The sequence below is a fragment of the Mesorhizobium sangaii genome (assembly GCF_014207355.1).
Lineage (GTDB): Bacteria > Pseudomonadota > Alphaproteobacteria > Rhizobiales > Rhizobiaceae > Mesorhizobium > Mesorhizobium sangaii.
Window position 1 is genome coordinate 207,122 of the sequence record NZ_JACHEF010000003.1, and the last position, 25,495, is coordinate 232,616.

The 25,495-nt window shown below is 62.8% G+C and carries 24 protein-coding genes; 12 read left to right on the forward strand and 12 right to left on the reverse strand.

Translation table 11 applies throughout. The annotated features are described in order from the left end of the window. Positions 1-149: 149 nt before the first annotated feature. The 4 genes from HNQ71_RS16035 (at position 150) to HNQ71_RS16050 (ending at position 4,626) form a co-directional block, all read left to right on the forward strand. Positions 150-1,724 carry a trimethylamine methyltransferase family protein gene (locus tag HNQ71_RS16035; protein ID WP_184873537.1) on the forward strand — a complete coding sequence of 525 codons (1,575 nt, stop codon included), beginning with the start codon at positions 150-152 and terminating at the stop codon, positions 1,722-1,724. Between the two features lie 89 nt (positions 1,725-1,813). Beyond that, complete coding sequence (locus tag HNQ71_RS16040) at positions 1,814-2,503, forward strand: 4Fe-4S dicluster domain-containing protein (protein WP_184873538.1); 690 nt, start codon at positions 1,814-1,816, stop codon at positions 2,501-2,503. 105 nt (positions 2,504-2,608) lie between these two features. After that, a complete protein-coding gene (locus HNQ71_RS16045) occupies positions 2,609-3,346 on the forward strand; it encodes a dienelactone hydrolase family protein (RefSeq protein ID WP_184873539.1) in 738 nt (245 codons plus the stop codon). Positions 3,347-3,447: 101 nt separating this feature from the next. Beyond that, complete coding sequence (locus HNQ71_RS16050) at positions 3,448-4,626, forward strand: BaiN/RdsA family NAD(P)/FAD-dependent oxidoreductase (protein ID WP_184873540.1); 1,179 nt, start codon at positions 3,448-3,450, stop codon at positions 4,624-4,626. Between the two features lie 91 nt (positions 4,627-4,717). Here the strand turns inward: HNQ71_RS16050 and HNQ71_RS16055 are convergent, their stop codons facing one another. The 6 genes from HNQ71_RS16055 to HNQ71_RS16080 form a co-directional block, all read right to left on the reverse strand. Beyond that, positions 4,718-5,113, reverse strand: coding sequence for a DUF1801 domain-containing protein (locus tag HNQ71_RS16055; protein ID WP_184873541.1), 396 nt, complete (start codon positions 5,111-5,113; stop codon positions 4,718-4,720). Positions 5,114-5,154: 41 nt separating this feature from the next. Next, on the reverse strand, positions 5,155-5,547 hold the full coding sequence (locus HNQ71_RS16060) for a VOC family protein (protein ID WP_184873542.1): 393 nt from the start codon (positions 5,545-5,547) through the stop codon (positions 5,155-5,157). Between the two features lie 81 nt (positions 5,548-5,628). Beyond that, positions 5,629-6,066: a DUF1801 domain-containing protein gene (locus tag HNQ71_RS16065; protein ID WP_184873543.1), complete on the reverse strand. Its 438-nt coding sequence runs from the start codon at positions 6,064-6,066 to the stop codon at positions 5,629-5,631. 2 nt (positions 6,067-6,068) lie between these two features. Next, positions 6,069-6,284 carry a hypothetical protein gene (locus tag HNQ71_RS16070; RefSeq protein WP_184873544.1) on the reverse strand — a complete coding sequence of 72 codons (216 nt, stop codon included), beginning with the start codon at positions 6,282-6,284 and terminating at the stop codon, positions 6,069-6,071. 52 nt (positions 6,285-6,336) lie between these two features. Further along, positions 6,337-6,747 carry an SRPBCC family protein gene (locus HNQ71_RS16075; protein WP_184873545.1) on the reverse strand — a complete coding sequence of 137 codons (411 nt, stop codon included), beginning with the start codon at positions 6,745-6,747 and terminating at the stop codon, positions 6,337-6,339. Beyond that, positions 6,744-7,067, reverse strand: a complete 324-nt coding sequence (locus tag HNQ71_RS16080; protein WP_184873546.1) for an ArsR/SmtB family transcription factor — start codon at positions 7,065-7,067, stop codon at positions 6,744-6,746. Before HNQ71_RS16080 ends, HNQ71_RS16075 begins: the two co-directional genes overlap by 4 nt. 154 nt (positions 7,068-7,221) lie before the next feature. On the opposite strand from HNQ71_RS16080, the gene HNQ71_RS16085 reads away from it, so the two are divergent. The 3 genes from HNQ71_RS16085 (at position 7,222) to HNQ71_RS16095 (ending at position 10,423) form a co-directional block, all read left to right on the forward strand. Further along, a complete protein-coding gene (locus tag HNQ71_RS16085; RefSeq protein ID WP_184873547.1) occupies positions 7,222-7,782 on the forward strand; it encodes an RNA polymerase sigma factor in 561 nt (186 codons plus the stop codon). 2 nt (positions 7,783-7,784) lie between these two features. Next, complete coding sequence (locus tag HNQ71_RS16090; protein ID WP_184873548.1) at positions 7,785-9,935, forward strand: VWA domain-containing protein; 2,151 nt, start codon at positions 7,785-7,787, stop codon at positions 9,933-9,935. 206 nt (positions 9,936-10,141) lie between these two features. Then, positions 10,142-10,423, forward strand: coding sequence for a hypothetical protein (locus tag HNQ71_RS16095; RefSeq protein WP_246461592.1), 282 nt, complete (start codon positions 10,142-10,144; stop codon positions 10,421-10,423). Positions 10,424-10,438: 15 nt separating this feature from the next. Here the strand turns inward: HNQ71_RS16095 and bmt are convergent, their stop codons facing one another. Both bmt and HNQ71_RS16105 read right to left on the reverse strand, forming a co-directional pair. Next, entirely contained in the window at positions 10,439-11,461 is a 1,023-nt protein-coding gene (bmt, locus tag HNQ71_RS16100) for a betaine--homocysteine S-methyltransferase (RefSeq protein ID WP_184874368.1), read from the reverse strand. Positions 11,462-11,606: 145 nt separating this feature from the next. Next, positions 11,607-12,452, reverse strand: a complete 846-nt coding sequence (locus HNQ71_RS16105; protein ID WP_184873549.1) for a helix-turn-helix domain-containing protein — start codon at positions 12,450-12,452, stop codon at positions 11,607-11,609. A 229-nt stretch (positions 12,453-12,681) separates the two neighbouring features. Between HNQ71_RS16105 and HNQ71_RS16110 the strand changes: the two genes are divergently transcribed. Further along, positions 12,682-13,692: a fatty acid desaturase gene (locus tag HNQ71_RS16110; RefSeq protein WP_184873550.1), complete on the forward strand. Its 1,011-nt coding sequence runs from the start codon at positions 12,682-12,684 to the stop codon at positions 13,690-13,692. A gap of 82 nt (positions 13,693-13,774) precedes the next feature. Further along, positions 13,775-14,602 (forward strand): phosphate/phosphite/phosphonate ABC transporter substrate-binding protein, encoded by an 828-nt coding sequence (locus HNQ71_RS16115; protein WP_184873551.1) that lies wholly within the window; start codon positions 13,775-13,777, stop codon positions 14,600-14,602. Here HNQ71_RS16115 and HNQ71_RS16120 read toward each other — a convergent pair. From HNQ71_RS16120 to HNQ71_RS16130, 3 genes are all read right to left on the reverse strand, one after another. Further along, a complete protein-coding gene (locus HNQ71_RS16120; protein ID WP_184873552.1) occupies positions 14,567-15,922 on the reverse strand; it encodes a M24 family metallopeptidase in 1,356 nt (451 codons plus the stop codon). The two genes, HNQ71_RS16115 and HNQ71_RS16120, sit on opposite strands and share 36 nt — an antisense overlap. Positions 15,923-15,926: 4 nt before the next feature. After that, positions 15,927-18,497, reverse strand: coding sequence for a GcvT family protein (locus HNQ71_RS16125; protein ID WP_184873553.1), 2,571 nt, complete (start codon positions 18,495-18,497; stop codon positions 15,927-15,929). Between the two features lie 93 nt (positions 18,498-18,590). Beyond that, positions 18,591-20,168, reverse strand: a complete 1,578-nt coding sequence (locus tag HNQ71_RS16130; RefSeq protein ID WP_184873554.1) for a trimethylamine methyltransferase family protein — start codon at positions 20,166-20,168, stop codon at positions 18,591-18,593. A gap of 252 nt (positions 20,169-20,420) precedes the next feature. Between HNQ71_RS16130 and HNQ71_RS16135 the strand changes: the two genes are divergently transcribed. From HNQ71_RS16135 to HNQ71_RS16145, 3 genes are all read left to right on the forward strand, one after another. Further along, positions 20,421-22,328, forward strand: coding sequence for a phospholipase D-like domain-containing protein (locus HNQ71_RS16135; protein ID WP_184873555.1), 1,908 nt, complete (start codon positions 20,421-20,423; stop codon positions 22,326-22,328). Positions 22,329-22,497: 169 nt separating this feature from the next. Further along, positions 22,498-23,679 (forward strand): MFS transporter, encoded by a 1,182-nt coding sequence (locus tag HNQ71_RS16140; protein WP_184873556.1) that lies wholly within the window; start codon positions 22,498-22,500, stop codon positions 23,677-23,679. Next, entirely contained in the window at positions 23,676-24,839 is a 1,164-nt protein-coding gene (locus HNQ71_RS16145) for an MFS transporter (RefSeq protein ID WP_184873557.1), read from the forward strand. Before HNQ71_RS16140 ends, HNQ71_RS16145 begins: the two co-directional genes overlap by 4 nt. Here the strand turns inward: HNQ71_RS16145 and HNQ71_RS16150 are convergent. After that, positions 24,831-25,400: a hypothetical protein gene (locus tag HNQ71_RS16150; RefSeq protein WP_184873558.1), complete on the reverse strand. Its 570-nt coding sequence runs from the start codon at positions 25,398-25,400 to the stop codon at positions 24,831-24,833. The two genes, HNQ71_RS16145 and HNQ71_RS16150, sit on opposite strands and share 9 nt — an antisense overlap. Between the last annotated feature and the right edge of the window lie 95 nt (positions 25,401-25,495).

Here is a 25,495-nt window from a genome sequence, read left to right on the forward strand (position 1 = left end):
TAACTCTCTTGGAATTCTTGTCGATTTTGCGACAGGCGTTGGCGCTGGCGGGCCGTTTCGAATAGGGTGCATGGCTACGATCCGGCAAGAAGCGGCGATACGTGGCCGCAATGGATTCCGGACAAGAACAAATTCAGGGAAGAGCGATCATGAGCGAACACGCGGCAGTTGATCAGGAAGCGTCAAACGCGCGACGCGGGCGCGGCGCCAGCGGCGGAGCGGCTGCCCGGCGTGCGGCACGTTCGGGCGGCGGCCCCGGCACCCAGCTCACTTATATCAAGCGCAAGATCAACGTCTATGAGGTGCTGGACGAGGAAGGCCTGGCGCTGATCGAGAAGAACACCGACACGGTGCTCGAGGAGATCGGCATCATCTTCCGCGACGACGCGGAAGCGCTGCAGCTGTGGAAAGAAGCCGGCGCCGACGTCAAGGGCGAGCGTGTGCATTTTCCCAAAGGGCTCTGCCGTTCGCTGCTGAAGACCGCGCCTTCCGTCTACACCCAGCATGCCCGCAATTCCGAGCGCTCGGTGCAGATCGGCGGCAACGCCACCGTCTTTGCGCCGGTCTATGGCCCGCCCTTCGTGCGCGATCTCGACGGCGTCAGGCGCTATGCGACGATCGAGGATTTCCAGAATTTCGTGAAGCTCGCCTATATGGCGCCGTCGATCCACCATTCGGGCGGCACCGTGTGCGAGCCGGTCGATGTGCCGGTCAACAAGCGCCATCTCGACATGATCTACAGCCACATCAAATATTCGGACAAGCCGTTCATGGGCTCGGTGACCGCGCCGGAGCGCGCCGAAGACACCGTCGCCATGGCCAAAATCGTATTCGGTGACGACTTCGTCGAAAACAACACGGTGCTGACCAGCCTGATCAACGCCAACTCGCCGATGGTGTTCGACGAGACCATGCTCGGGGCGTTGAAAGTCTATTCGCGCCATAACCAGGCCTGCATCGTCACGCCGTTCATCCTCGCCGGCGCGATGAGCCCGGTGACGGTCGCCGGCACGCTGACGCAGGTTCTGGCCGAGGTGCTGGCCGGCGCCTCGTTCACCCAGCTGATCCGGCCGGGCGCGCCGGTGCTGTTCGGCACCTTCGCCTCGTCGATCTCGATGCAATCGGGCGCGCCGACCTTCGGCACGCCGGAGCCGTCGCTGGTATCCTATGGCGCCGCACAGCTCGCACGCCGCCTCGGCCTGCCGTTCCGCACCGGCGGCTCGCTCTGCGCATCCAAGGTTCCGGATGCCCAGGCGGCCTATGAAAGCGCCAACACGCTGAACTCGACCATCCTGGCCGGCACCAACTTCGTGCTGCATTCGGCCGGCTGGCTCGAGGGCGGGCTCGCCTCCTGCTACGAAAAATTCATGATGGACATCGACCAGCTCGGCATGACGCAGAAGTTCTCCGAGGGCGTCGATCTGTCTGAAAACGGCCAGGCGATGGATGCCATCCGCCAGGTCGGACCGGGCAGCCATTATCTCGGCTGCGACCACACCCAGGCCAATTTCCAGACCGCCTTCTATCGCTCCAACATCGCCGACAACAATTCCTACGAACAGTGGCTGGCCGAGGGCGAGAAGACCGCGCCGCAGCGCGCCAACGAACTTGCCCGCCGCTGGCTGGAAACCTACGAGGCGCCGTACCTCGATCCGAGCACCGACGAAGCCTTGAAGGACTTCATCGCCAAGAAGAAGGGATCGATGCCCGACGCCTTCACTTGAAAGGAGCCCGAGTCAGGCGGGGCTAAAGTCGCCAACATCATTCACAAGGAAGTCTGGCGGAGCGCATTCTCCGATCCGGTCAAGAAGGAATGATTGCGCCTGCCGGCGGCGTTGACGGTATCGCTGCGGCGCTTTTCGCCAACGGCCTTGTTCTTCGTGGCGGCTTCAATTTTACGCTGGGCGATGCGCCGCCGCCGGGCCAGTCAGGCGCTCCCGCCAAATCCATGCTGCTGGTGGGGCAGGTGGGCGCTGCGTCCTGGCCGCATTTCCTGCGCTGGCGGGAAAAGCAATCGCGGACCATCGCCAATCCGCTCGACACCTGGTCGCGTGAAGTGATCGGGGCGGTGGCGGAGACATTTTCGGCGAGGGCCGTCTCGCCGTCCGACAAGCCCTATCTGCCCTTCCAGCAATGGGCGATGCGGGCGGAGGGGCTGAAGCCATCACCACTCGGCATCCTCATGCATCCGCACTATGGGCTGTGGCACGCCTATCGCGGTGCGCTGCTGTTCGAGCAAGAACTGCCGCTTCAAGCCCTTGAGACGCCGCTCCACCTTTGCGATGCATGTGTGGAAAAACCTTGCCTGAAATCTTGTCCGGTCGACGCTTATTCCGCGCAAGGTTTCGCCTACCAGTCCTGCCTGGCGCATGTGCGGGGAGCGAATGGCGGACCGTGCCGAAGCGGCGGCTGCCTCGACCGCAACGCCTGTCCCTATGGCACGGCCTATCGCTATCCACCGGAGGTCCAGGCCTTTCATATGGCGGCATTCGCCGGTCTGTAGTCGTCACGCGATCTTGCACGAAATGTTGACTGCCAGGTTCAGGGAATGCCTTGTTCTGGCGGCTCGTGCGGATATGTATCGCGCATCTGACGAACGGAGCAGGCGATGACGAAACAAGACCTTCAGATCAAGACCAGGGATGGCGTTGCCAGGGCAGGACTTTTCCGCGCCGCAAACGCGTCCCCGGCCAGGGCCGGCGTCATCCTGTATATGGATGCGTTCGGGCCGCGCGCTGCGCTCGATGGCATGGCGGAACGGTTGGCGGGCGAAGGCTATGCGGTGTTGGTGCCGGACCTGTTCTACCGCAATGCGCCCTACGGGCCGTTCGACGCCAAGACCGCCTTTACCGAGGAAAAGACCAAGACAGCGCTGATGGCGCTGGTCACCGGCACCACGCAGGAGATGACCATCAGCGACAGCGGCGCATTCCTCGACGCGCTGGCTCCCCAGGGTGTTACCGGACCGATCGGGACGGTGGGCTATTGCATGGGCGGCGCACGGGCATTGAACGCCGCTGCAACCTATCCCGAGCATATAAAGGCGGCGGCCAGTTTCCATGGCGGCAATCTGGCCAGCGATGCCGCCGACAGCCCGCATCGCAAGGCTGCCTCGATCAAGGCGCGGGTCTATGTCGGCACGTCCGGTGTCGACAGAAGTTTCCCGCCGGAGCAGTCGGCACGGCTTGCCGAGGCGCTGCGGGTTGCGGAAGTCGACCATGTCATCGAGAACTATGTCGGCATGGCGCATGGCTGGTGCGTGCCCGACCATAGCGTCTTCGATGCCGCGGGTGCCCAACGTCACTGGAAGCGATTGACGACGCTCTTTGCCGAGACGCTGATCTAAAACTGATCGGGACGTTGCCTGCGGTCGCACCGAACGGGTAGAGACTGCACGATTGGCGCCGCCCGCTACAACGGCGCCGTCAGCGGGAACGATTTAGCCTGATGCAAACCTATGATGTCGTGATCATCGGCGCCGGTGCCGCCGGAATGATGTGCGCCGTGGAGACGGCCAAGCGCGGCCGTTCGGTGCTGATCCTCGATCACGCGGCGATGCCTGGCGAAAAGATCCGCATCTCCGGCGGCGGGCGGTGCAATTTTACCAATATCCATGCCAGCCCGAAGAATTTTCTCTCGGGCAATCCGCATTTCTGTATCTCGGCGCTCAGCCGCTACACGCAGAGCGATTTCATCGCGCTCGTCGAACGCCACCGCATCGCCTATCACGAAAAGACACTGGGGCAGTTGTTCTGCGACGGCTCCGCACGCCAGATCATCGACATGCTGGTCGCGGAAATGCGTGGCAGGGGCGTGGAACTGGTACTGTCAACTGAGGTCGCGGATGTCCGCAAAACCCCGGAAGGATTTGTGCTCACCCTCTCCACCGGCAAAGTCACTTGCCAGTCCCTGGTCGTGGCGTGCGGCGGCAAGTCGATCCCCAAGATGGGAGCGACCGGCTTCGGCTATGAGCTTGCCGAACAGTTTGGCCTTGCCATTGTCGAAACGCGGCCGGCGCTGGTGCCGCTGACCTTCGACGCAAAGACGCTCGAGCGGCTAGCGCCCCTGGCCGGCAATGCCGTCGAAGCAGAAGTCGCCTGTGGCAAGACACGGTTTTCCGAAGCGATGCTGTTCACGCATCGCGGCGTCAGCGGACCGTCCATCCTGCAGATATCGTCCTATTGGCGCGAGGGCGATGAGATCCGCATCGCCATGCTGCCGGGGGTCGACGTGCCGGACCTCATTCGCACCGCCAAGCGCGGCAACGGGCGGCAAGCCGCGCAGACGGTGCTGGCAAACCATCTGCCGAAACGGCTTGCACAGTCGATCGCCGAGCGCACCGCGATCGACGGCAACCTCGCCGATCTTTCGGACGCCCAGATCAAAACAATCGCCGCGGCGGTCAATGACTGGCGCATCAAGCCGGCCGGCTCGGAGGGCTATCGTACCGCCGAAGTAACGTTGGGCGGGGTGAACACCAACGGACTCGACCAGAAGACGATGCAGGCGAAATCCGTGCCGGGCCTGTTCTTCATCGGCGAAGTCGTCGATGTCACCGGCTGGCTGGGCGGCTATAATTTCCAGTGGGCGTGGTCGTCGGGTTGGGTCGCGGGACAAGCTGCCTAATGCGTGTCGCCCAAAAGTGGTCCCAGTTTTGGGAGGACTACATGCGTAAAAACAAGACCTAAAAGCACCAATTCGAAAAATGGCGGGGATGTTACTTCTGTGCCTTCGCCAGCGCTTTCTCCTTCTTTTTGGCCTGGTTGTAATCGATGGCCGCCCGGACGAGGTCTTTCAACGTGCGCCCGTCGAGCTCATCGCCCTCAAAAAGATCGATCGCACGCCACACCTTGCCGCCAAAACCCGCGTTGAAGAGCTTGTCGGGATCCGGCAGGCTGGCGCCGTGGGAAAAGGTAAGCTTCACCTTGTCCTTGTGGGCGTTGCCGACGGCGATCATTCCGTCGCGGGACCACACTGGGCTTCCCATCCACTTCCACTCCTCGATGATCTCGGCATCAACTTCAAGAATGGTCTTGCGGACGCTGGCGAGCGTCTTGCCACGCCAGTCCGTGAGGCCCGCGATCAGCTGGTCGATCTGTTGCGATGGAGTCATTGGGTGCCTTCCTGTGCCACGACGCGTTCTATTTCCGCGCTTTACCAGCGCGCCAGCTGGGTGATCTGAACGAGGTTGCCGCAGGTGTCGTTCAACTGGGCGATGGTCGAGCCGGTCACCTCGGTCGGCGGCATGGTGAACTCGCCGCCGCTCGCCTTGATGCGTTCGTAGTCGCCCTTGACGTCGTCGGTGAAGAACATGACCGCGGGCTGACCCTGCTTGAAGATGGCTTGCTGATAGGCCTTGGCGGCCGGGTTGTCGTTGAGCGCGAGTTGCAGCTCGGTTCCATCCGGCTCTTCGGCCGAGGTCACGGTCAGCCAGCGATAGGGCCCATTGCTGAAGTCGGCTTTCTTGGTGAGGCCCAGCACGTCGATATAGAAGCGCAGGGCGTTTTCCTGATTGTCCACATAGACGCTGGTCAGCTTGATCTTCATCGCTATTTCTCCTCTGTCCGCCCTGTCGGAAGGGCGTGGTTTGAATTGTGCTGGCAGGCTTCAATCAATCCGCTCGCGCGGCTACGGGATCCAGCCGGGCAGGGCGGCGGCCTGCTTTACCCAGTCCGCCATCTGCGCCTCGTCGAACGCGTCGCCTTCGCGGATGTCGATCCAGCGTGCGTTCTTGCTTTTCACTGTGCCGCCGGGCGGGACCGGCCGCAACGACATGCCGCTGAAGAAGGTCACCTTCACGTAGTGGGTCAGGACATGGAACGTCACGAACCAGCCTTGTCCCTCGATGCCGTAAAACGGTGAGTTCCATCTTACGGCCTTGCGCACGTCAGGCACATTGCGCACGATGAGTGCGTCGAGGCGCTCGCCGAGGCCGCGTTTCCAGCCCGGCATTGCAGCGATATAGGCCTGCACCGGCGCGTTACGGTCCCCCTTCGCGATTTGCGGGTTGCCGCCCGAGAGCTGCACCGGCGCGGCCTTGGTCGACTGCTCCCGCGTCTTGGCCATTCCTATCCGCCCGCACACTGCCCGCTCTTGGCGGCATATGGCAGCACGAACATGTACAAGCCACTGAACAGCAGCAAGAAGAGCGGCAACAGCGGCGAGTAGACGATCCAGGCAGGCGGCTGCCCCAATGCCATGGCAACGAAGTTGGCGATGACGGTCAGCGTAAAGATGATCGACAGCCAGCGATGAATTTGCCGAACCCACTTGTTCCAGTCCAATTGCACCTCCTGTCAAACGAGCCGTAGCGGCCCCGGCATCCGCCTGGCCCGTTTAATCGATCCGCTCCAGAACCTGTTCCAGGGCTGTAAGGAACCTCTGCCAGCCGACCGTGGCACCGCGGAAGTAGGGCTGCTGATCCGACCGGAAGCCCGTCTGCTCCATGCGCAGATGGGTCCCCGTGCCAGTAGGGGTGAGGGTCCAGGTGACCACGCTCTCGAGATCCTTGGTGTCCCAGGTATAGGACAGTGTTTTGTTAGGCTCGACTGTCTGGACCTGACAGTCGACGCCGCCCCAGTCCGCGCTGAGATTGAAACGGTGGTCCACGACCGGCTTGAAATCATTCTTCATCAGCCACTCCTCGATCAGATGCGGTTGGGTGAGCGCGCGCCAGATTTTTTCGGGCGGATAAGGTACCTCTCGTTCGACAACGACGGAGCGTGTTTCGGTCGCAATGTTGGTCATTGGTCCATTCTTTTGAGCAGATTTTCGAGGTCGTCGAACCGGCTTTGCCAGAATGCGTTCATCTGGTTGGTCCAGTCGATCAGTGGGGAAAGCGCGGCGAGCTGCGCGCTGTAGTGGGTCTGTCGCCCTTCATGGCGGTCGCGCACCAGCCCGGCATGCCTCAGCACGCCGAGGTGCTTTGACACGGCCGGTTGCGAGACCCCGGACTGAGCCGTCAGGGCGCCGACCGTCTGCTCGCCTTCCCGGCACAGGCGCTCGAAGATCGCCCGACGCGTCGGATCGGAGAGCGTTCTGAACAGGACATCGTGAGCATTCGTCATTGGGATCGATAACTCGGCGGCTATTGATTGACGTATAACCGCGGGGATATGTATGTGTCAAGCCGGGCAGCGATGGCCACGATCTGGCCGTTTCCAAAAAAATCTTTCCATTGACCCAAGGAATCGCCATTAGCCTTCGTCCAACAGGCAAATGATGGCGACGATGCTGGATGAGAGCGAAGCCTCCGACGCCGAACTGATCGGGCGGGCGAAGGGCGGAGACAGGGGGGCCTTCAGCAAATTGCTGGAAAGGCACTACGACTTCGTCTATCGCGCCGCCTATCGCTGGTGCGGCAAGAAGGCCGACGCCGAAGACATCGCCCAGGAAGTCTGCGTCCGGCTCGGCCGGGCGATCCGCGACTATCGCGGCGGCGGCGCCTTCACGACATGGCTTTATTCCGTGACCCTGAACGCCGCGCGCGACATGATGCGCAAGTCCGCCCGCGATATGGCAAAGACGGAGGCCTACGGCGTTCACGCGCTGATCTCGGGTGAGGCTTCGGCAGAGCCGGAAGACCCGGCCGAGGCCTTGTGGGCGGCGGTGCGGCAACTGCCGGACAAGCAGCGCGACGCCGTGCTGCTGGTCTATGGCGAGGGCTTGAGCCATGCGGCCGCCGCCGAGGCGATGGCGATCTCGGAGACGACGGTTTCCTGGCACGTCCATGAAGCGAAGAAACGGCTGAAGACGCTGATGCGTTCGGCCGGGGAAGTGTGACCATGGTCGACGACAACGAACTCAACAGACTGCGCGACATCGCGGCGCCGGCGCCGGGCGAGAGCGCGAAGGCTCGTGCCTTCGAAGCCGCCATGCGCGCCTATGACCAGGAAAATATTTCGACCGTGACCCAAGGATCGGTTGGCGGGCTTCGTCTCACAGAGCGAGCACAAAAGCTCTGGAGCGAGATCATGCAAAAGAAACTCATTGCCGCGCCGGCTCTTGCCGGGCTCGTCGCCCTGCCGATCGCCGGATACGCCACCTTCCACATGCTGAGGGAACAGCCGCCGAAATTCGGCGGCGACGAGAAGATCACCGAAACGCTCGCCGACAAGCCCGCGGCGGTGAAGCAGACGACCAACGAGCCCAAGCCGGTCCGCACCGAACTGGAGAAAGACAAGAAGGCCGACGCGGATGTGGAAAGCCGCGACGCCACCGATGCGCTTGTCGCGCCGGCCTCGCCGCCGAAATCCGAATCGACTGTTGCCACCATCGGCGGCGCACAGAAGGAGGCGGCGACGGGCGCTCCTCGACAGGATGCTACTGGCGCCGGAAGTGTGGCAATGAATAGTGCACCCCCGGCATCGGCCCCGACAGGTGAATTTGCGCTGGATGGCACGGTGAGCGCGCCCAGGATGTCAGGGGGTCTCAAGCCGGCCGAGTCCAAGCTGATGGCGCCGCAGCCAGCCATGGCTCCGGCCGACCAGGTTCAGCCGCAAGAGGAAAACCGCGATCGCATCGAGGATTTCAAGACCAATCCGGTGCATGCCGCGCTCGAAGACCCGGTCTCGACCTTCTCGATCGACGTCGATACCGCTTCCTATTCCTTCGTACGGCGTTCGCTGAAGGAAGGGTTCGTGCCGCAGGCCGACACGGTTCGCGTCGAGGAGATGATCAACTACTTCCCCTATGACTGGAAGGGGCCGGACTCCGCCACGACGCCGTTCAACTCGACGGTCAGCGTCATGCCGACGCCGTGGAACACGCACACCAAGCTGATGCATGTCGCCATCAAGGGTTTTGACGTCAAGCCGATCGAGCAGCCGAAGGCCAATCTGGTCTTCCTGATCGACGTGTCGGGCTCGATGGACGAGCCGGACAAGCTGCCGCTGCTCAAGTCGGCTTTCCGGCTGCTGGTCGGCAAGCTGAAGGCCGACGACACGATCTCGATCGTCACCTATGCGGGCGAGGCCGGCACCGTGCTGATGCCGACAAAAGTTGCCGAGAAGGACAAGATACTCAATGCCATCGACAATCTGCAGCCTGGCGGCTCGACGGCCGGCGAGGCGGGCATCAAGGAAGCCTACAGGCTTGCCCAGCAATCCTTCGTCAAGGACGGCGTCAACCGGGTGATGCTCGCCACCGATGGCGACTTCAATGTTGGCCAGACCGATGACGACGACCTGAAGCGGTTGATCGAGAGCGAGCGCAAGACCGGTGTCTTCCTGTCGGTGTTCGGCTTTGGCCGCGGCAATCTGAACGACCAGATGATGCAGACCATCGCCCAGAACGGCAACGGCACCGCCGCCTATATCGACACGCTCGCCGAGGCCGAGAAGGTGCTGGTCGAGGATGCCTCCTCGACGCTGTTCACCATCGCCAAGGATGTGAAGATCCAGGTCGAGTTCAACCCGAACAAGGTCTCGGAATATCGGCTGATCGGCTACGAGACCCGGGCGCTCAACCGCGAGGATTTCAACAATGACCGCGTCGATGCCGGCGATATCGGTTCGGGTCATTCGGTCACCGCAATCTACGAGATCACGCCGAAAGGCAGCGGTGGCGAGCAGATCGATCCGCTGCGCTACGGCCAGGCGTCGGTGGACAATGGCGGCGTCGCGAATGCGGGCGAATATGCCTTCGTCAAGATCCGCTACAAGCTGCCCAACGAGGACGTCTCGAAGCTGATCACCACGCCGGTGACTTCGGCCAACGAGGTCTCGTCCTTCGACCAGGCCGGCACCGACCAGCGCTTCTCCGTGGCAGTCGCGGCCTTCGGCCAGAAGCTGCGCGACGAGGATGCGACCGCGAAGTTCGGTTACGACAAGATCATGGAGATTGCCACTGCCGCTCGAGGAGCCGACCCGTTTGGCTACAGGTCCGAGTTCCTCTCGCTTGTGCGCCTTGCCTCGGCGCTGGGCGGAAATCGGTAGTGGTGATGACGGCCGGTTTCTTTCAGATGGGATCGTTCTGATACGGGAAACCGACCCACGGGCGGGTGAGGCAGGCCGGCGAGGGATTTATTCCCTTGCCGGCCTTTTTTTGCGGATTGTTAAATTGCGTTGGATTTCCGGTAGATGATCGCAATTTCCTCTCGCTACGAACAGGCTGATGTTTGGGCTTGAGGGAGCCGGAATTGTTGATCAAGACTCTTGCGAACTCGATAACCCGAGATATGCCGGCACTGGGATCGGCGTCGTCCACGCCGTCGGCGGAATCCAGGCGCATCAGCGACGATGTAGCCCAAGCGCGTCACACCGCCATCTCCGCGCTGAACAATGACCGCTTTCGCGTCATGCTGGAGCAGATCACCGACCCCATCGCATCGGGGGCGCTGACGACGATGCGCGGCGATACGGCAGCCGGCGCCGGCACCGATTTCAAGTCGGCGCAGTCGAGCTACGCCGACAACAGCGAATAACCGGAAACGATAAGGTCAGGCCCGGCTGCGGCGACGCTCGCGGCGGGCTTCGCTGGTCTCGGCGGCGTTTTCCGTCGCCACCTTGTTGCGCATCGGACCGATGCGCTCGACAATCGCGCCAACAGTCGGACGATCCGCCTTTGTGTGCGCGTCGAGTGCCTTGCGCATGGCGGCAAGGTGCTGGAACGAGGTGCCGCAGCAGCCGCCGACGATTTTCGCACCGGCATCGACGGCGAGACGCACATAGTCGGCCATCAGGTCCGGCGTGCCGGAATAATGGATTTCGGTGCCGCGGAATTCGGGAATGCCGCAATTGCCCTTGACGATCACGGTTGCCTCCGGCTTTGCCTCGGTCATATCGAGCAGCGATGCAAGGATGTCGGACGCGCCGACACCGCAATTCGCACCGACGCCGAGCGGCGCCTGCGACAAGCCGTCGACAACGCCGTGGATGTCCTTCGGCAGCAGGCCCATCATGGTGCGGCCGGCGGTGTCGAAGGAACCGGTATAGGTATAGGGCAGGCCGACGCGGATGGCGGCTTCGGCAGCGGCGCGGATCTCGTCGGGAGCCGACATCGTCTCGATCCAGGCGACTTCGGCACCCCCGGCCTTGAGACCCTCGATCTGTTCGGCGAAGGCATCGACGGCCTCGTCATAGGTCATGGCGCCAAGCGGCACCAGCAATTCACCGGTCGGGCCGACCGAGCCGGCGACGATCACCTTGCGGCCGGCCTTGTCGGCCACGGCACGGGCAATCTCGGCGGCGCGCTTGTTCAGCGCATGCGCGCGGTCCTGCGCGTGGTGCAGCTTCAGCCGGTGACGTGTGCCACCGAAGGAATTGGTGAGGATGATGTCGGCGCCGGCATCGACGAAATTCTGGTGCAGGCTGGTGATGGTGTCGGGGGCCGTCTCGTTCAAGAGCTCCGGCGCTTCGCCAGCCTCCAGCCCCATGGCGAACAGGTTGGTGCCGGTGGCGCCATCGGCCAACAGCACGCCCTTTTCAGCCAGCAGCGCATCGATCGGGTTGGTCGTCGTCATCGGATTGGCTTTCATGTTTCGAATTCGAATAAGGATATAAAGAAGTCTTTATGTGTAGTCAATGATTTTGCCGCGATTGACTGGCGACGTCGACGGCCGGGGCGTCGGGTTGAATGCCCCAGATTGCCGACAATCAGGCAGGGCCTTATGCGAAGGAATAATCTGACAGATTGCGTGCGAAGGCGGAGGCCTCGTGCGGGTTGACATCGGCGGCACGGATCAGATTGTCGAAATGCTGGGTCAGGGCCTGGATCGGCTGGGTGGCATTCAGCACCACATACATGTCTCCGACATAGATAGCCGCCCGATAGGGGCCGAAGATGGTGAGGGGAATGGAATAGCGCATGCGGCCATCGTAGAGAAACAGGCGGAAGGTTGGGTAGAGATCGTCAAGCAGCGTAGCCATATGGGCGAGTTGTTGGCGGCGGTCGGCCTCCGGAAAACGGTCCCACACGCCCAGGCCGCGGGCGAAGATCTCCAGCGTATGGCGCGGCATGCAGACTTCCATGTCGGTTTCCGGCCGCCGGTTGTAGTCAATGCGGTATTGGGTTTCGTTCGCCTGCGTCAGGCGGCTCCTGTTGGTGATGTTGGCTTCGTAGTCAACGAGCGCGTGTGTTCGCAGAAGATCGGGGATGCCGGCCGGCACATAGCGGATCTTGGTACCGGCCGCCTCGGCGAACCATTTGGCCAGCAGCGTGCGATCGAAGCCGTCGCGCGCTTCCTCGATCTCCAGGCTTTCGCGGATTTCGCCGGTGACACCCTCGTCCTGGCTGAGACCAAGCAGCCAGTCGAGCGACACCTTGAACTCGGCGGCGATGTTGAGCAGCGTTTCCGCTCGGGGCAGGCGTGTCGAGGCACCCGACAGCAGCTGCGACAGGGCCGACCGATCGATGCCGACCGCAGTCGCGAATGCCGACTGGTTGAGATCAGACCTTGTCAGGAGCAGCTTCAGACGCTCGCGAAAGATCGCTGATAGGTCTCGTTTGTCCATCACCTGGCTCCGCGAATCAGGAGGAAAAATTTGCGCCAAAGCTCCCGAATGGGCGGCTCAGGCGTAAATGAATCCCTAAGGTTGTTTACAATGTGTAACATGTGCGGTCAAAAATGCGCAATCGCAACATTTTGTACACTTTGTCTCGTTGAGTGGAATCACTTCTCCTGACACAATGATGTCAGGAACCAGTTGGGGTTCCGGCGACTGAAGGACAGTGGTCGATAGCATGACGAGCAAGAGCATCAGACAGCGTAGCGTACCAGCCATCGAATGGCCGACTGTGGTTCTCGCATTCTTCTGCTACACAACATGGTTCGCCACCGGTTTCTTGCTCTGGCCATCCTACCCGATCTCCGCGCTCGCCGTCCTGGCCTTCACCGCTGCATTGCAATCCTCGATCATGCACGAAGTGCTGCACGGTCATCCGACGCGCAACGCGCGGATCAACGAAGCCTTCGTCTTCCTGCCGATCGGTCTGGTCTGGCCGTTCCGCCGCTTCAAGACCATTCATTTGCGCCACCATGCCGACGAGCGACTGACCGATCCGCTGGACGATCCCGAGAGCTACTACCAGGCGCTCTGGCAGCATGACGACCTGCCGCCGACGATGAAATTCCTGCTCAAGATCAACAACACCATGGCTGGCCGTTTCGTGCTCGGCCCCTGGCTGTCCTGCGTCGGCTTCTTCATCGACGACGCCAAGCACATGATCGCCGGCGACAAGGCGATCCGCAAGGCGTGGCTGCTGCATGCGATCGGCCTCGCCATCGTGATGCCCATCGTCCAGTTCGGCTTCGGCATCCCGCTGTGGCTCTACATCCTGGTGCCGGTCTGGCTCGGCCAGTCGCTGATCTCGATCCGCACCTTCGCCGAGCATCAATGGTCCGAACACCCGGAGGGCCGCACGGTGATCGTCGAGCGCTCGCCGTTGTCGTTCCTGTTCCTCAACAACAATCTGCATTTCGTCCACCACAAGAGCCCGACCGTGGCGTGGTACCGGCTGCCGAAACTGTTTCGCGACCGTCGCGACGAATGGCTGCGGATGAACAATGGCTATGCCTATCCAAATTACTTCGCGCTGATCAAAGCCTATGCCTTCAAGGCGAAGGAGCCGATCGTGCACCCGGTGCTGCGGCGCGCGCCGGAGCCGGGCAGGGCTTTCAAGCCACGCATCAGGGCACGCAACATCAATGGACTCGGCACCGCGCCGGTTCCAGCCGAGCCGCCCAAGGAATGAGCTTTGCGGCGAGTGGGCGCTGCCTGCTAGTCTGGCTGCGGTCGGTCCCCTTCAATCCCAGACATAACGGTCAGATCCCGGAATGAGCGAATTGGTTGCGGCGTTGCCGATGTATGACTGGCCTGAAGCGCGCGCCGAGGTCGACGCCCAATGGGCGCGCTTGCGCGACGCCTTCCGGCAGAGAGGTATCGACGCGCCGCAAGCCATCGTGCGCCGCAATGGCGACCTGCCGCCGGTGCCGGGTGGTATTCATGACGCCAAGGGAAAACTGATTGCGCCAGACCCTGCGACTTTGCCGCCGGACGAACTTGATTTTCACAAGCTTTGGCTGCATCCGGCGTTGCTGTTCGCGCAGACCTGCTGGGGACCGATGGAACTCGGCCTGTCAAGACACGTTCAGGTGGTCGGCCAGCCGAGCTACGACGCCTGCGAAGGCGGGCAGGGCGAATTTTATTCGAGCGCGTTGGTGATGCGAGCGGGCGAGGGGCCGGAGGTTCGATCGCCTGCGGACGGCCGCGCTCTCATCCCGGTCGATCTGATCCGCGGCAAACGCTTCACCTTCAACAGCCTTGATTCCATGTCGGGCATCATTGCGCTGACGCGCGACCTGCAAACAACCGGCGAAAGCCTGGACATTTTCTCGACGCGCAGCGAAAGCGGCGGCCATCGCGACTCGATCGTCGCGGTGGCCGAGGGTAAGGCGGACATCGCGGCCATCGACTGCGGAAGCTGGGCGCTGGCGAAGCGTTTCGAGCCGGCGGCGCAAGCGGTGAAGGTCGTCGGCTGGACCGGACGGCGCAAAGGCCTGCCGTTCATCACCGCCGCAACGACACCGGAAAAGACGGTCAGGGTGATGCGCGAGGCACTTGCCGGATTAGCCGAGCAGCCTCGCATCCAACGGGTAGGTTGAAAGTTTTTCGTTGCCGGTCTCGGTGATGAGGATCTGCTCTTCGATCTTGACGCCCTCGCGCCCGCCCAGCCGGCCGATATAGCTTTCCACGCACAGCACCATGCCTGGTTCGAGTGCGCCGTCCGGCGTGTCGGGGGTCCAGTCGCTGGCATGCGGCAAGGTCGGGTATTCGTCGGCCAGGCCGACGCCGTGATAGAGCACGCCGTAACGCGTCGGAAAACAATCTCCGGGCGGTACCGCCGAGCGTTCGACAAGGTCGCGGAATGAGGTGCCCGGCTGCATCAATTGCGTGTTGTGCCCGATCTGATCGGCGGCGATGCGGAACAGGTCGCGTTGTTCGTTGGTCGGCTTTGCATCGCCGCACAGCCAGGTGCGCGACAGGTCGGCGCAGAAGCCATAGGGGCCGATCAGGTCGGTGTCGAAGGCGACCAGGTCGCCGGCGTCGATGCTGCGCGACGAGCATTCCTGGAACCACGGGTTGGTGCGCGGGCCTGATGTCAGCAGCCGCGTCTCGATCCATTCGCCACCACGCGCAATGTTGCCGCGATGCAGTTCGGCCCACAACTCGTTCTCGGAAATGCCAGGCCGAAGAGCCTGCTCCATCTCGCCCATCGCCGCCTCGCAAGCGACGATGGCGCGGCGCATGGCGAGAATTTCGTCCGATGATTTGATCAGCCGCGCATTTTCCATCACCGCTTCGCCATTGCCGATCGTCACACCCAGACGGGCGAGTTCCTCGACGCCTTCCGGATTGATGTGATCGACCGCGATGCGGCTGTTGCCGCCGCCATGTTCCCTGACCAGATCGGCAATGCCGGCGGCCCAGCGGCGGACTTTTTGTTCGGTCAGCTCGCCGCCATAGAGGTACATCCATGACACCGCGGGGCGAACCTCGTCGACGACGCCGGAATGGTCGGACAGGTGCTCGCAGGAAAAATAGTCGAACAGCACCACCGGCCCGTCGATGGCGACGAAACAATGCCGCGTCGGGTTGTGCGCCACCCACAGCTGCATGTTGGTGGAATCGGTGGCGTAGCGGATGTTGACAGGGTCGTAGAGCAGGGCGCCGGCATAGTCGCGGCGCTTCAACTCGGCGCGGATGCGGTCGAGCCGGTATTGGCGCATCGCCGGCAAATCGGGAGCGGCAATGCCTGCCGCCGCCCATTCAGCTTCCGCCTGCGCGCCATAGCCCAGCACATGCTGGTTGAGCGACGCCGCCTTCTGGCGGGAGGCGTCGCGCAATGCCTCTATCGAGCCAGGCTCGAACGGCATGATCTTGCGATGGCGGCCAAAACTGCCCTTTGGCGCCGCGCTGTCCATGGGCTCAGGTCCGCATCTTCTCGCCGCTCGGGTCGAACGGTGCTTCGACGTTGATGCGCGCCGGGCGCCGGTGTCCAAGGATCTCGATCTCGAACAGCCCGGCACTTTCGTCCTCGGCGAGTGCTGCCGGAACGTAGCCCTGTGCCATCGACTTCTGCACATAGTGCGCATAACCGCCTGATGTCACCCAGCCGACCACGCGCCAGTCGCCGTCGACAATGCCGCGCACGGCCGAAGCGCCTTCAGCGGCCTTGGAGCCGCGTATTTCCTCGCCGCTATCGTCGAAGCGCGGCGCGCCGTAGCCATGCGGCTTTTCCACCGTGCCGTAATCCTTGCTGGCCTTGGCCCAGATCGGCTCGTCGCCCATAACATCGGCGTCGGCGGCATCGACGATGAAGGAGACGCGGCGCAGTTTTGGCCCCTCGGCCTGTTCCTTGGCGGCAGCCTCGCGGCCGATGAAGTCGTTCTTCTCGAGCTTGATGAAGCGGTCCATCGCACCTTCGAACGGCCCATAGATCGGCCGCAACTCGCGGAACCAGGTCGGGAAGTTTTTTTCCAGGCGCATCGACAGTAGAGCGCGCATGCCGAAATCGACGAGGCCGAATTCCTCGCCGGCATCCTTGATCTGCTGATAAACCAAGCGCTGGTATGCCGGCGCCATCCAGATCTCGTAGCCGAGATCGCCGGTGTAGGTGATGCGGTTGACCATGCAAGGCGCGCCGGCGACGGCCATCTCGCGGAAATCCATGAAGCGGAAGGCTTTTGTCGAGATGTCGACATCGACGAGCTTCTGCAAGAGGTCGCGGGACTTAGGCCCGGCGATCGACAGACCGACCAGCGTCTGGTCGAAACGGTGGATGCGCACCGAACCATCCTTGGGCAGGTGCTTCTCGAACCAGCGCATGTGATATTTTTGCGCCGCCGACGAGCCCCAGATCATGAAGCGGTCTTCGCCGGCCTTGGCGATGGTGAAGTCGCCGATCAGCTTGCCGAATTCGTTGATCATCGGCGTCAGCACGATGCGGCCGGTCTTCGGCATGCGGTTGGTCATCAGCCGGTTGAGGAAATCCTCGGCCGCTGGTCCCGACACTTCGTATTTGGCGAAGTTGGCGATCTCGGTGACGCCGACGCGCTCGCGGGTGGCGCGCACTTCCTCGCCGATCGGCCCAAAGTCGTTGGAGCGGTGGAAGGAGACGATGTCTTTCGGCTCCTTGCCCTTCGGCGCGAACCAAAGCGGGGTTTCGAGACCCCAGCTGTCGCCCATGACGGCGTTGTTGGCCAGCATCGTGTCGTAGAGCGGCGTCGTCTGCGCCGGCCGTGCGGCCGGCAGTTCCTCATTGGGAAAACGGATTGAGAAGCGGCGAGAATAATTCTCGCGCACCTTGGCGTTGGTGTAGCGCAGGCCGGCCCATTCGCCGAAGCGGGCAACGTCCATACCCCAGACGTCGAAGCCGGGATCGCCATGGACCATCCAGTTCGACAGCGCCAGACCGACGCCGCCACCCTGGCTGAAGCCGGCCATGACGGCGCAGGCGCACCAGAAATTGGTTAGGCCCTGCACCGGGCCGACCAGCGGGTTGCCGTCGAGCGCGAAGGTGAAGGGGCCGTTGATGATCTGCTTGATGCCGGCCTTCTCGATGCCGGGGAAATGCTTGAAGCCGATCTCCAGCGACGGCGCTATGCGGTCAAGGTCCGGCTGCAGCAATTCGTGGCCGAAATCCCACGGCGTGTTGACCGGCGACCACGGCTTGCAGGCCTTTTCATAGGTGCCGAGCAGGATGCCGTTGCGCTCCTGGCGGGTGTAGATCTCGCCCTTGAAGTCGAGCACGCCGATCATCTCGCGGCCGGTCGACTTGTTGAATTCCTCGACCTCCGGCATCGGCTCGGTCAGAAGATACATGTGCTCCATCGCCAACACCGGCAATTCGACGCCGACCATACGGCCGATCTCGCGTGCCCACAGGCCGCCACAGTTCACGACGTGCTCGGCGTGAACCGTGCCCTGTTCGGTGACGACGTTCCAGGTGCCGTCGACCTCTTGCGTCAGCTCGACGACGCGGTTGCGCAGCACGATCTCGGCGCCGAGTTTCTTGGCGGCCTTGGAATAGGCAATCGTGGTGCCGGAAGGATCAAGATGGCCCTCGACCGGATCCCACATGGCGCCGACGAAGTTGGTCTCGTCCATCAGCGGGAACATCGCCTTGGCTTCGGACGGAGTGATCAGCTCGGTGTCCATGCCGAGATAGCGGCCCTTGGCGTGGGCGAGCCGCAGGAAGTCCATGCGCTCCGGCGTATCCGCCATCATCACGCCGCCGGTCAGGTGCAGCGAGCAGGACTGGCCGGAAATCTCCTCGATTTCCTTGTAGAGCTGCACCGTATAGGCCTGCAGCTTGGCAACGTTGGGGTCGCCGTTCAGCGTGTGGAAGCCGCCCGCCGCATGCCAGGACGAGCCGGAGGTAAGCTCCGAGCGCTCGATCAGCATGATGTCGCTCCAGCCGGCCTTGGCCAGATGGTAGAGAACCGAGCAGCCGACGACGCCGCCGCCGATGACAACCGCTTTTACATGAGATTTCATCAAGATAGGTCCGTTTTTGCGTAAACTGAATCAAGTTTTCTGGGTCTGCGGCGGAACGCCTCGACGCCGAGGTCAGCGGTCGCCGCGTGCCATTTAGAAGTCGGTCGGCGCACCGCCCTCGGAGCGGCGCTTTTCGACGAAGGCGTTGAGCTCCTCGCGGATGGCCGGGTCCATATAGGGCTCTTCGTAGGACGCCAGCCGTTCCTTCCACACCTTGTTGGCCTTTTCCAGGGCTGTCGGCGAGCCGGCTTCCGCCCAGGTCTCGAAATTGCGCCAGTCGGAGAGGATCGGCGAGTAGAAGGCGGTCTTGTAGCGGTCCTGCGTGTGCTGGGTGCCGAAGAAATGGCCGCCGGGGCCGACCGACTGGATGGCGTCGAAGCCGAGCGCTTCTTCGGACAGGTCGAGTGGGGTCAGGAACTCCGCCACCATCTGCAGCAGGTCGATGTCCAAAATGGTCTTCTCGTAGGAGCAGCGCAGGCCGCCCTCGAGCCAGCCGGCCGCATGCATCATCAGATTGCCGCCGCCCTGGATGGCGCCCCAAAGCGAAAACACGCTCTCGTAAGCCGCCTGCGCATCGACCGTGTTGGCGGCGCAGGTGTTGGAGGTGCGGTAGGGGATGTTGTAGCGGCGGGCAAGCTGGCCGCCGACCAACTGCGCCTTCATGTATTCGGGCGTGCCGAAGGCCGGTGAACCGGACTTCATGTCGACATTGGAGGTGAAGCCGCCATAGCCGACGGGCGCGCCCTTGCGCACCATCTGGGCAAAGGCGATGCCGGACAGCGCCTCGGCGTTCTGCTGCACCAGCGCACCGGCGATCGTCACCGGCGCCATGGCCCCCGACAGGGTGAACGGCGTGACGACGACGACCTGGCCCTTGCTCGACATCTGGATGATGCCTTCCATCATCGGCACATCGAGCTTGAGCGGCGAATTGGTGTTGATGATGGTGAAGACCGACGGCTCCTCGAGCAGCTGCTCATGGCTGATGCCGCGCGCGATCCTGGCGATCTCGATGCCGTCGACGTTGCGCTCCTTGCCGAGCGAGTAGATGTGGAACACCTTGTCGGTCAGCGTGGCGAGGTCGCGGACGCACTCAAGGTGCCGGACCGACGGATGGATATCGGTCGGCTCGACCGGATAGCCGCCGGTGCAGTTCAAGATGTTGTGCATCTGGGCGAGCTTGAGGAAGTTGCGGTAATCCTGCTGGTTGCCGGGCCGGCGGCCGCGGTCGATGTCGGAGCAGTTGGGCGCCGACGCCATCATCGAGATAATCAGATTGTTGCCGCCGAAGCGCACATTGTGCGCCGGGTTGCGGGAGTGGATGGTGAACTCCGACGGGCAGTGCGACACCAGTTCGAGGATCATGTCGCTGTCGAAGCGCACCCGCTCGCTGCCGTCGCGCACGTCGGCTCCATGTGCCTTCATGATACGCCGGGCCTCGTCATGCAGAACGTCGACGCCGATTTCCCTCAATACGCGCAAGGAGGCGAGATGGATCGATTCCAACTCGTCGTCCGAAACCAGCCTGGTCGGCGCGAGCGGGTTCTTCAACTGGCGGAAAGCCGGCTGTTCGAACGCGGCCGAACCGCCGGCGCGCTTTCCGGCGCGGCCGCCACGACGGGCGCGGTCCGTGGCCAATGCCGGTTCTGCAGGTTGTAGGGCGGCGGTCATGATGGTCCTCGTACGATGCGGCAGCGGGCGGCATAATGGACCGGCGACCCGCCGGTCGTTGCGGAGGCGGCGACCACTAGGGCGAGGGAAGCGACATGCCGGAACGGCAGTTGCACGACCAGAATATCGCCCCGATCGCGGCGGGGCGCTGGTCTGAGAGCTGCGGCCGGATGGACGCCAAGTGAAACGCGTTACACATCCGTCTTTTACTTCTGCTATATTGGCGTGCCGAACGAATTTGGAGGGAAAGCCATGCCCGATGTCGTTAAAGTGCGCGCCGCGACAAACAACGAAGTCGCGTTCCTTTCCTGGGATGTAGACGGCATGATCCCTGGCTGCCTCGGCTTCGAGATCGTGCGCATCTATCCCGACACTGGCGAGGAACGTTGCCTGGCCTCCTGGGTGCCTTTCAAGGGTCAACGCAATCCACGATGGATTCCCCAGGATACCGGCGTCTGGCCGGTGCAGAAGACATTCTGGCGCGATCTCACCGTGCGGCGTCGGCGCGACAGCATCGACGTCAGGCCGGAGGGTGAAATGATCGCCTACCGGGTGCGGCCGGTCGGCGACATGAAGCCGGGCCTCGACCCGGTGCCGGTGCGCCCCGATCAGGTCGTCGATGGCAAACCCGCCTACACCGGGCCAGCGCGTCCGCTCGGTTATCTCGGCCAGGGTGCGGTCAGCCCGCCGATCTTTCTCGGCCAGATGTTCGGCAAGGCGCGGGTTGCCTTCACCAACGGCGTGCTGTCGACGCAATGGATGTCGCATGCGCTGCAAGAGGCCGGCATCAAGGTCGGGCAGCGCGACAAGATCAGGGCGGTGCTGCGGGATCCGACCAGCAAGATACGCGCCTATCTGCATGGCGATGTGCCTGATGTGCTGACCAGCCTGCTGAAACGGGCCAAGGCCGAAGGCGGCACCGTCAGGCTGGCGCTCTACGAGCTTGGCGACGACGAGCTTTGCGACGCCATCGTCGCTGCCAAGGATGTCGTCGAGGTCATTCTTGCCAATTCGGGCAGGGACGACCAGACCAAGGCCTGGGACGCAGGCAACGCGCCTTACAGGAAGCGTTTGCACGACGCGGGCGTCGTGGTGAGCGACCGCCTGTTCAACAACAACCATATCGGCCACAACAAGTTTGCGGTCTACCGCGACGCCCAGGGCAAGCCGCAAGCGGTGATGACCGGCAGCACCAACTGGACGTCGACGGGCATTTGCGGACAGTCCAACAACGCCTTCATCCGCGACGATCCGGCGATGGCCGAGATCTTCGACGTCTATTGGCAGCGCATGAAGGCCGACGTGTTCCCGCCGCCGGCCTCGGAAAGCGCTGCCGGCCACGTCGTGCAGACGCAAGGCGTGCCGTTTCGCAGGGAAAACCACCTGCGCAATCCGCTGAACGGCGTCACGGCGAGGCTGGACGGCATGACGGTCTGGTTCTCGCCCAACGATCCTGACCGCAACAAGAAGGACATCTCGGTGCTGCCGGTCGACCTCGAGGATGTCTTCGCCCGCATTAGGGCGGCGAAGCGCGCGGTGCTCTTCCTGGTGTTCAATCCGTCGCTGCTCGGCGAAAACTCGATCGTCGACCAGGCCGTTGCGGCAGCCAAGGCCGATCGGAATCTGATCGTGCAGGGCGCGATCAGCGATGAAACCGCGATGCCCAACTATGTGGCGCCGACCAAGGATCCCGTCACCCACAAGTCGAACAAGGACGGCAAGTCGCCCTTCGTCTTTCCGGAGAAGGTCTGGGAGATGCCGAACGTCTCCATCGTGCGGGCGGCAAACCTGACCGGCGCCACGATCGCCCGCGACTTCCAGGCGGAGGTGCTGACCGTCGGCCATGCGATCGTGCACGACAAGATCGTCATCATCGACCCGATGGAGGACAACGCCACGGTCATCACCGGCAGCCACAATCTCGGTTACAAGGCTTCCTACGAGAATGACGAGAACATGGTGATCGTGGAAGGCGACAAGACTTTCGCCGCGGCCTATGCGGTGCATATGCTGGACGTGTTCGACCACTACAAGTTCCGCGCCTGGCGCAGGACGATCGGCAAGGGACCTTCCGACGATGACGGGATTTCCATCGACGACAAGTGGCTGAAGCCCTACGCCGACGGCAAGAAGGGGGCGATCGCCCGGTATTTTCCGTAGCCAGCATCTGTCTCCATTCGATGAGGAACCGTTCGGCTTCAGCCGACAGGACGGGTCCGGTGGCGCAAGCGGATTTCGCCGTCCGGCCCTTCCTTTCCCCAAATCGAACCAGTAGCTAGTCGGGCTTGCCGGCGGATAGCCAGCACTTCATATGGATGACAGTATCAGCATGGTCGCGACCAGCTCGAGCGAAGGCGAAGCGGGAACGCAGTGGGCAGCGCTTGCGGGCGTCACCGCAGCACTTGCCATGTTCGGAGCCGCGCAAGGGCTGAGCTCGCCGCTGTTCACGCTGCTGATGCAAAAGCAGGGGATGTCGCCGGCGCTGATCGGCCTGTCGGCGGCGATGATGCCGCTCGGCCTGATCCTTTCGGCTTCCTTCGTGCCGGCGGCGGTGCGGATGGTCGGAGCACGCACGCTGGCGGTCGGCTGCTCGCTGATCGGCGCGCTCTGCTTCCTGGGCATCGGCTATCTGCAGGACTGGGTGGCCTGGTTCGTCATCCGCTTCGTCATCGGCGTGGTCATCAATCCGCTCTACATCCTTGGCGAGGTGTGGGCGCTGTCGCTGGCGCCGCCATCGCGGCGGGGCCGGGTCATGGGCGTGTTCAACACGCTGCTGGGCGCCGGTTATGCGGCCGGCCCGTTCGCACTGACCCTGCTGGGCACGTCGGGCTGGGCTCCCTTCCTGGTGGGTGTCGCCGGCTTCACGCTCTGCGCGGTGATCCTGCACGCCGTCTCTTCGAAGCTCACCGGCTTCGAGGATGACGGCCAGCCTGCCAGCGGCCTTGTCGGCTTTGCCAACGTGGCGCCTGCACTGCTGCTTGCCGTCCTGGTTTCGGCAGCGGTCCAGCAAAGCACCTACGCGCTGGTGCCGGTGTTCGGCGCCAGCTACGACCTGGCGGAGGCCGTGCTTGCCTCGCTGGTGATGGCGCTTTCGCTGGGCAACATCCTGCTGCAGATCCCACTCGGCCTGCTGGCGGAGCGTTTTGGTGGCCGTGCCATGATCATCGCCTGTGCGCTGGCAACCGCGGCCTGCGCGCTTTTGCTGCCGCTGCTGATCATGACGCCGCTGATCTGGGTCGTGCTGCTGGTGATGGGCGCCGTCGGCTACGGCGTCTACACGATGGCGCTGGTCGAACTGGGCAGCCGCTTCAAGGGCTCGGTGCTGGTCGCCGGCAACGCTGCCTTCGCGCTGATGTGGGGCGCCGGCGGTATTGTCGGCCCGCCGGGTGCCGGGCTGCTCATGCAAGGCATCGGCCCGCTCGGCCTGCCCGTCGTGATCGCCGGTCTCAACGCATTGCTGGTGATGTTCGCGCTGTATCGCTCGTCCGTGCGCCGGAGCGGTAAGTCATGATCGCGAATGGGTCGAGCAGCAGTGAGATGGAGATGCAGTGGGCGGCAATCACCGGCGTGATCGCCACCGTCTCGGTGTTCGCCATCGCCCAAGGCCTGTCCTATCCACTGCTGAGCTTCATCCTGCAGCGCCAGGGCATATCACCGTCGATGATCGGCCTGTCGGCGGCAATGACACCGATCGGCTTCATCGTCTCGTCACCGCTGATCCCGGCGCTGGCGCGTCGGTTCGGGGCAGGGCGCACCGCGCTCTCCTGCGCGGCGCTCTCGGCGATCGTGCTGGCGCTGATCGGCTGGACGCAGGATGTCTATCTGTGGTTTCCGTTGCGCTTCCTGATCGGCGTCGTCACCAACCCGCTTTACGTGCTGAGCGAGATCTGGGTCATCGCGCTGGCGCCGCGGGCCCGGCGCGGCCGCGTCATGGGCGTCTATTCGACGATTATCTCGGCGGGTTTCGCGGCCGGGCCGCTTTGCCTGCTTGCCGTCGGCACGGAGGGCTGGCCGCCCTTCCTGGTCGGCATTTTCGCCTTCGTGCTGTGCGGCATCTGCCTGGCCTCGGTACTGCCGCGCCTGCCCAAGGTCGACGAGGCCGGGCGTCAGGTCTCCGTCCTGGGCTTCGTGCCGCTGGCCTGGCTGCTTTTGTTTGCCGTCATCGTTGCCGCCGGCTTCGAGCAGGGCGCGCTGGCTCTGCTGCCGGTCTACGGCACCCATCACGGCATCACCGAGACCCGCATGTCGGCGCTGTTGTCGGTGATGATCGCCGGCAACATCGCCATGCAGGTGCCGCTTGGCCTGCTGGCCGAAAGGCTCTCCGCGCGTCTGGTGCGGCTTGCCTGTGTCGCGATCACGGTGCTCGGCTGCCTGCTCCTGCCGCTCTTGATCGAGTCGCCGCTGATCTGGCCGATGATCTTTGTCTGGGGTGCGGTATCCTACGGCATCTACACCATGTCGATCATCGAGCTCGGCGAGCGCTTCACCGGCTCGACGCTGGTGGCCGGCAACGCCGCCTTCTCGTTGATGTGGGGCGTCGGCGGCATCGCCGTGCCGCCGCTGGCTGGCACAGCGATGGATATTCTGGGTGCAAGAGGTCTGCCGATTGCGCTTGGCCTGATGTGTCTGGCGCTGGCGGTTGCGAGCATCGTTGGTCGAAAATCAGCCTGATGCGATTGTGGGATGCCGCAGCTCGACATCGCCTTGCCATCTCGAAATTGCCCATATGTCACAATGGGCGTGACGTTCCTCAGGGTACATCCGGCGCAGCATGTCCTTAATTTCAACGGCACGATCAAAGTCAGGTATCAGGCCAACTTGAGACAACTCCGAATTCGCAAACACGTCTGGAAATCCGCCGCAGTTGGTCAACGCGCTTATGGAAACTTCTTGATCCAACAAGTCGTAGCCCAGGAAGATGAAACCGCCCCAATCAATCGAACGCACGTCCGTCGACGGCTTTCGAATTGCGCTTAAAATATTCAGTTCGTTGGTGTCCGCCAGTTGAGAAAGCAGAAACTCCAGGTCCACAAAGAAATCGAGCATCCAGTCCTCGTTCACAATGTGGGACCAGTAGCTGTCCTTTGTCTCGCCAAGCGCGATCGGGCCGAGCATTCCATCGAGTGTGACGACTTCGGTCAATTGGGTGAGGCCCGACCACTCGACGTATTTCGTCCATTCCGTGCCGCTGGACGGATCAAATCTCCCTTTGGCAATGTAGAGAAATTGCATGGAGCTTCCTCGTAGCGACACATGGCCGGATAAGGCTTCGCAGTTGATGCGGTATGGCGGGGTCGCTTCTTTCGCGCGTTCCAATTGAATATCGG

What these genes read in the sequence shown, in the direction of transcription:
- HNQ71_RS16145 (WP_184873557.1), top strand. Translation starts at nt 23,676, where the DNA reads ATGATCGCGAATGGGTCGAGCAGCAGTGAGATGGAGATGCAGTGGGCG.
- HNQ71_RS16140 (WP_184873556.1), top strand. Translation starts at nt 22,498, where the DNA reads ATGGTCGCGACCAGCTCGAGCGAAGGCGAAGCGGGAACGCAGTGGGCA.
- HNQ71_RS16130 (WP_184873554.1), bottom strand. Translation starts at nt 20,168, where the DNA reads ATGACCGCCGCCCTACAACCTGCAGAACCGGCATTGGCCACGGACCGC.
- HNQ71_RS16045 (WP_184873539.1), top strand. Translation starts at nt 2,609, where the DNA reads ATGACGAAACAAGACCTTCAGATCAAGACCAGGGATGGCGTTGCCAGG.
- HNQ71_RS16120 (WP_184873552.1), bottom strand. Translation starts at nt 15,922, where the DNA reads ATGGACAGCGCGGCGCCAAAGGGCAGTTTTGGCCGCCATCGCAAGATC.
- HNQ71_RS16035 (WP_184873537.1), top strand. Translation starts at nt 150, where the DNA reads ATGAGCGAACACGCGGCAGTTGATCAGGAAGCGTCAAACGCGCGACGC.
- HNQ71_RS16075 (WP_184873545.1), bottom strand. Translation starts at nt 6,747, where the DNA reads ATGACCAACATTGCGACCGAAACACGCTCCGTCGTTGTCGAACGAGAG.
- HNQ71_RS16050 (WP_184873540.1), top strand. Translation starts at nt 3,448, where the DNA reads ATGCAAACCTATGATGTCGTGATCATCGGCGCCGGTGCCGCCGGAATG.
- HNQ71_RS16090 (WP_184873548.1), top strand. Translation starts at nt 7,785, where the DNA reads ATGGTCGACGACAACGAACTCAACAGACTGCGCGACATCGCGGCGCCG.
- HNQ71_RS16105 (WP_184873549.1), bottom strand. Translation starts at nt 12,452, where the DNA reads ATGGACAAACGAGACCTATCAGCGATCTTTCGCGAGCGTCTGAAGCTG.
- HNQ71_RS16080 (WP_184873546.1), bottom strand. Translation starts at nt 7,067, where the DNA reads ATGACGAATGCTCACGATGTCCTGTTCAGAACGCTCTCCGATCCGACG.
- HNQ71_RS16065 (WP_184873543.1), bottom strand. Translation starts at nt 6,066, where the DNA reads ATGGCCAAGACGCGGGAGCAGTCGACCAAGGCCGCGCCGGTGCAGCTC.
- HNQ71_RS16125 (WP_184873553.1), bottom strand. Translation starts at nt 18,497, where the DNA reads ATGAAATCTCATGTAAAAGCGGTTGTCATCGGCGGCGGCGTCGTCGGC.
- HNQ71_RS16060 (WP_184873542.1), bottom strand. Translation starts at nt 5,547, where the DNA reads ATGAAGATCAAGCTGACCAGCGTCTATGTGGACAATCAGGAAAACGCC.
- HNQ71_RS16150 (WP_184873558.1), bottom strand. Translation starts at nt 25,400, where the DNA reads ATGCAATTTCTCTACATTGCCAAAGGGAGATTTGATCCGTCCAGCGGC.
- HNQ71_RS16085 (WP_184873547.1), top strand. Translation starts at nt 7,222, where the DNA reads ATGGCGACGATGCTGGATGAGAGCGAAGCCTCCGACGCCGAACTGATC.
- HNQ71_RS16040 (WP_184873538.1), top strand. Translation starts at nt 1,814, where the DNA reads ATGATTGCGCCTGCCGGCGGCGTTGACGGTATCGCTGCGGCGCTTTTC.
- HNQ71_RS16110 (WP_184873550.1), top strand. Translation starts at nt 12,682, where the DNA reads ATGACGAGCAAGAGCATCAGACAGCGTAGCGTACCAGCCATCGAATGG.
- HNQ71_RS16055 (WP_184873541.1), bottom strand. Translation starts at nt 5,113, where the DNA reads ATGACTCCATCGCAACAGATCGACCAGCTGATCGCGGGCCTCACGGAC.
- HNQ71_RS16135 (WP_184873555.1), top strand. Translation starts at nt 20,421, where the DNA reads ATGCCCGATGTCGTTAAAGTGCGCGCCGCGACAAACAACGAAGTCGCG.
- HNQ71_RS16115 (WP_184873551.1), top strand. Translation starts at nt 13,775, where the DNA reads ATGAGCGAATTGGTTGCGGCGTTGCCGATGTATGACTGGCCTGAAGCG.
- bmt (WP_184874368.1), bottom strand. Translation starts at nt 11,461, where the DNA reads ATGACGACGACCAACCCGATCGATGCGCTGCTGGCTGAAAAGGGCGTG.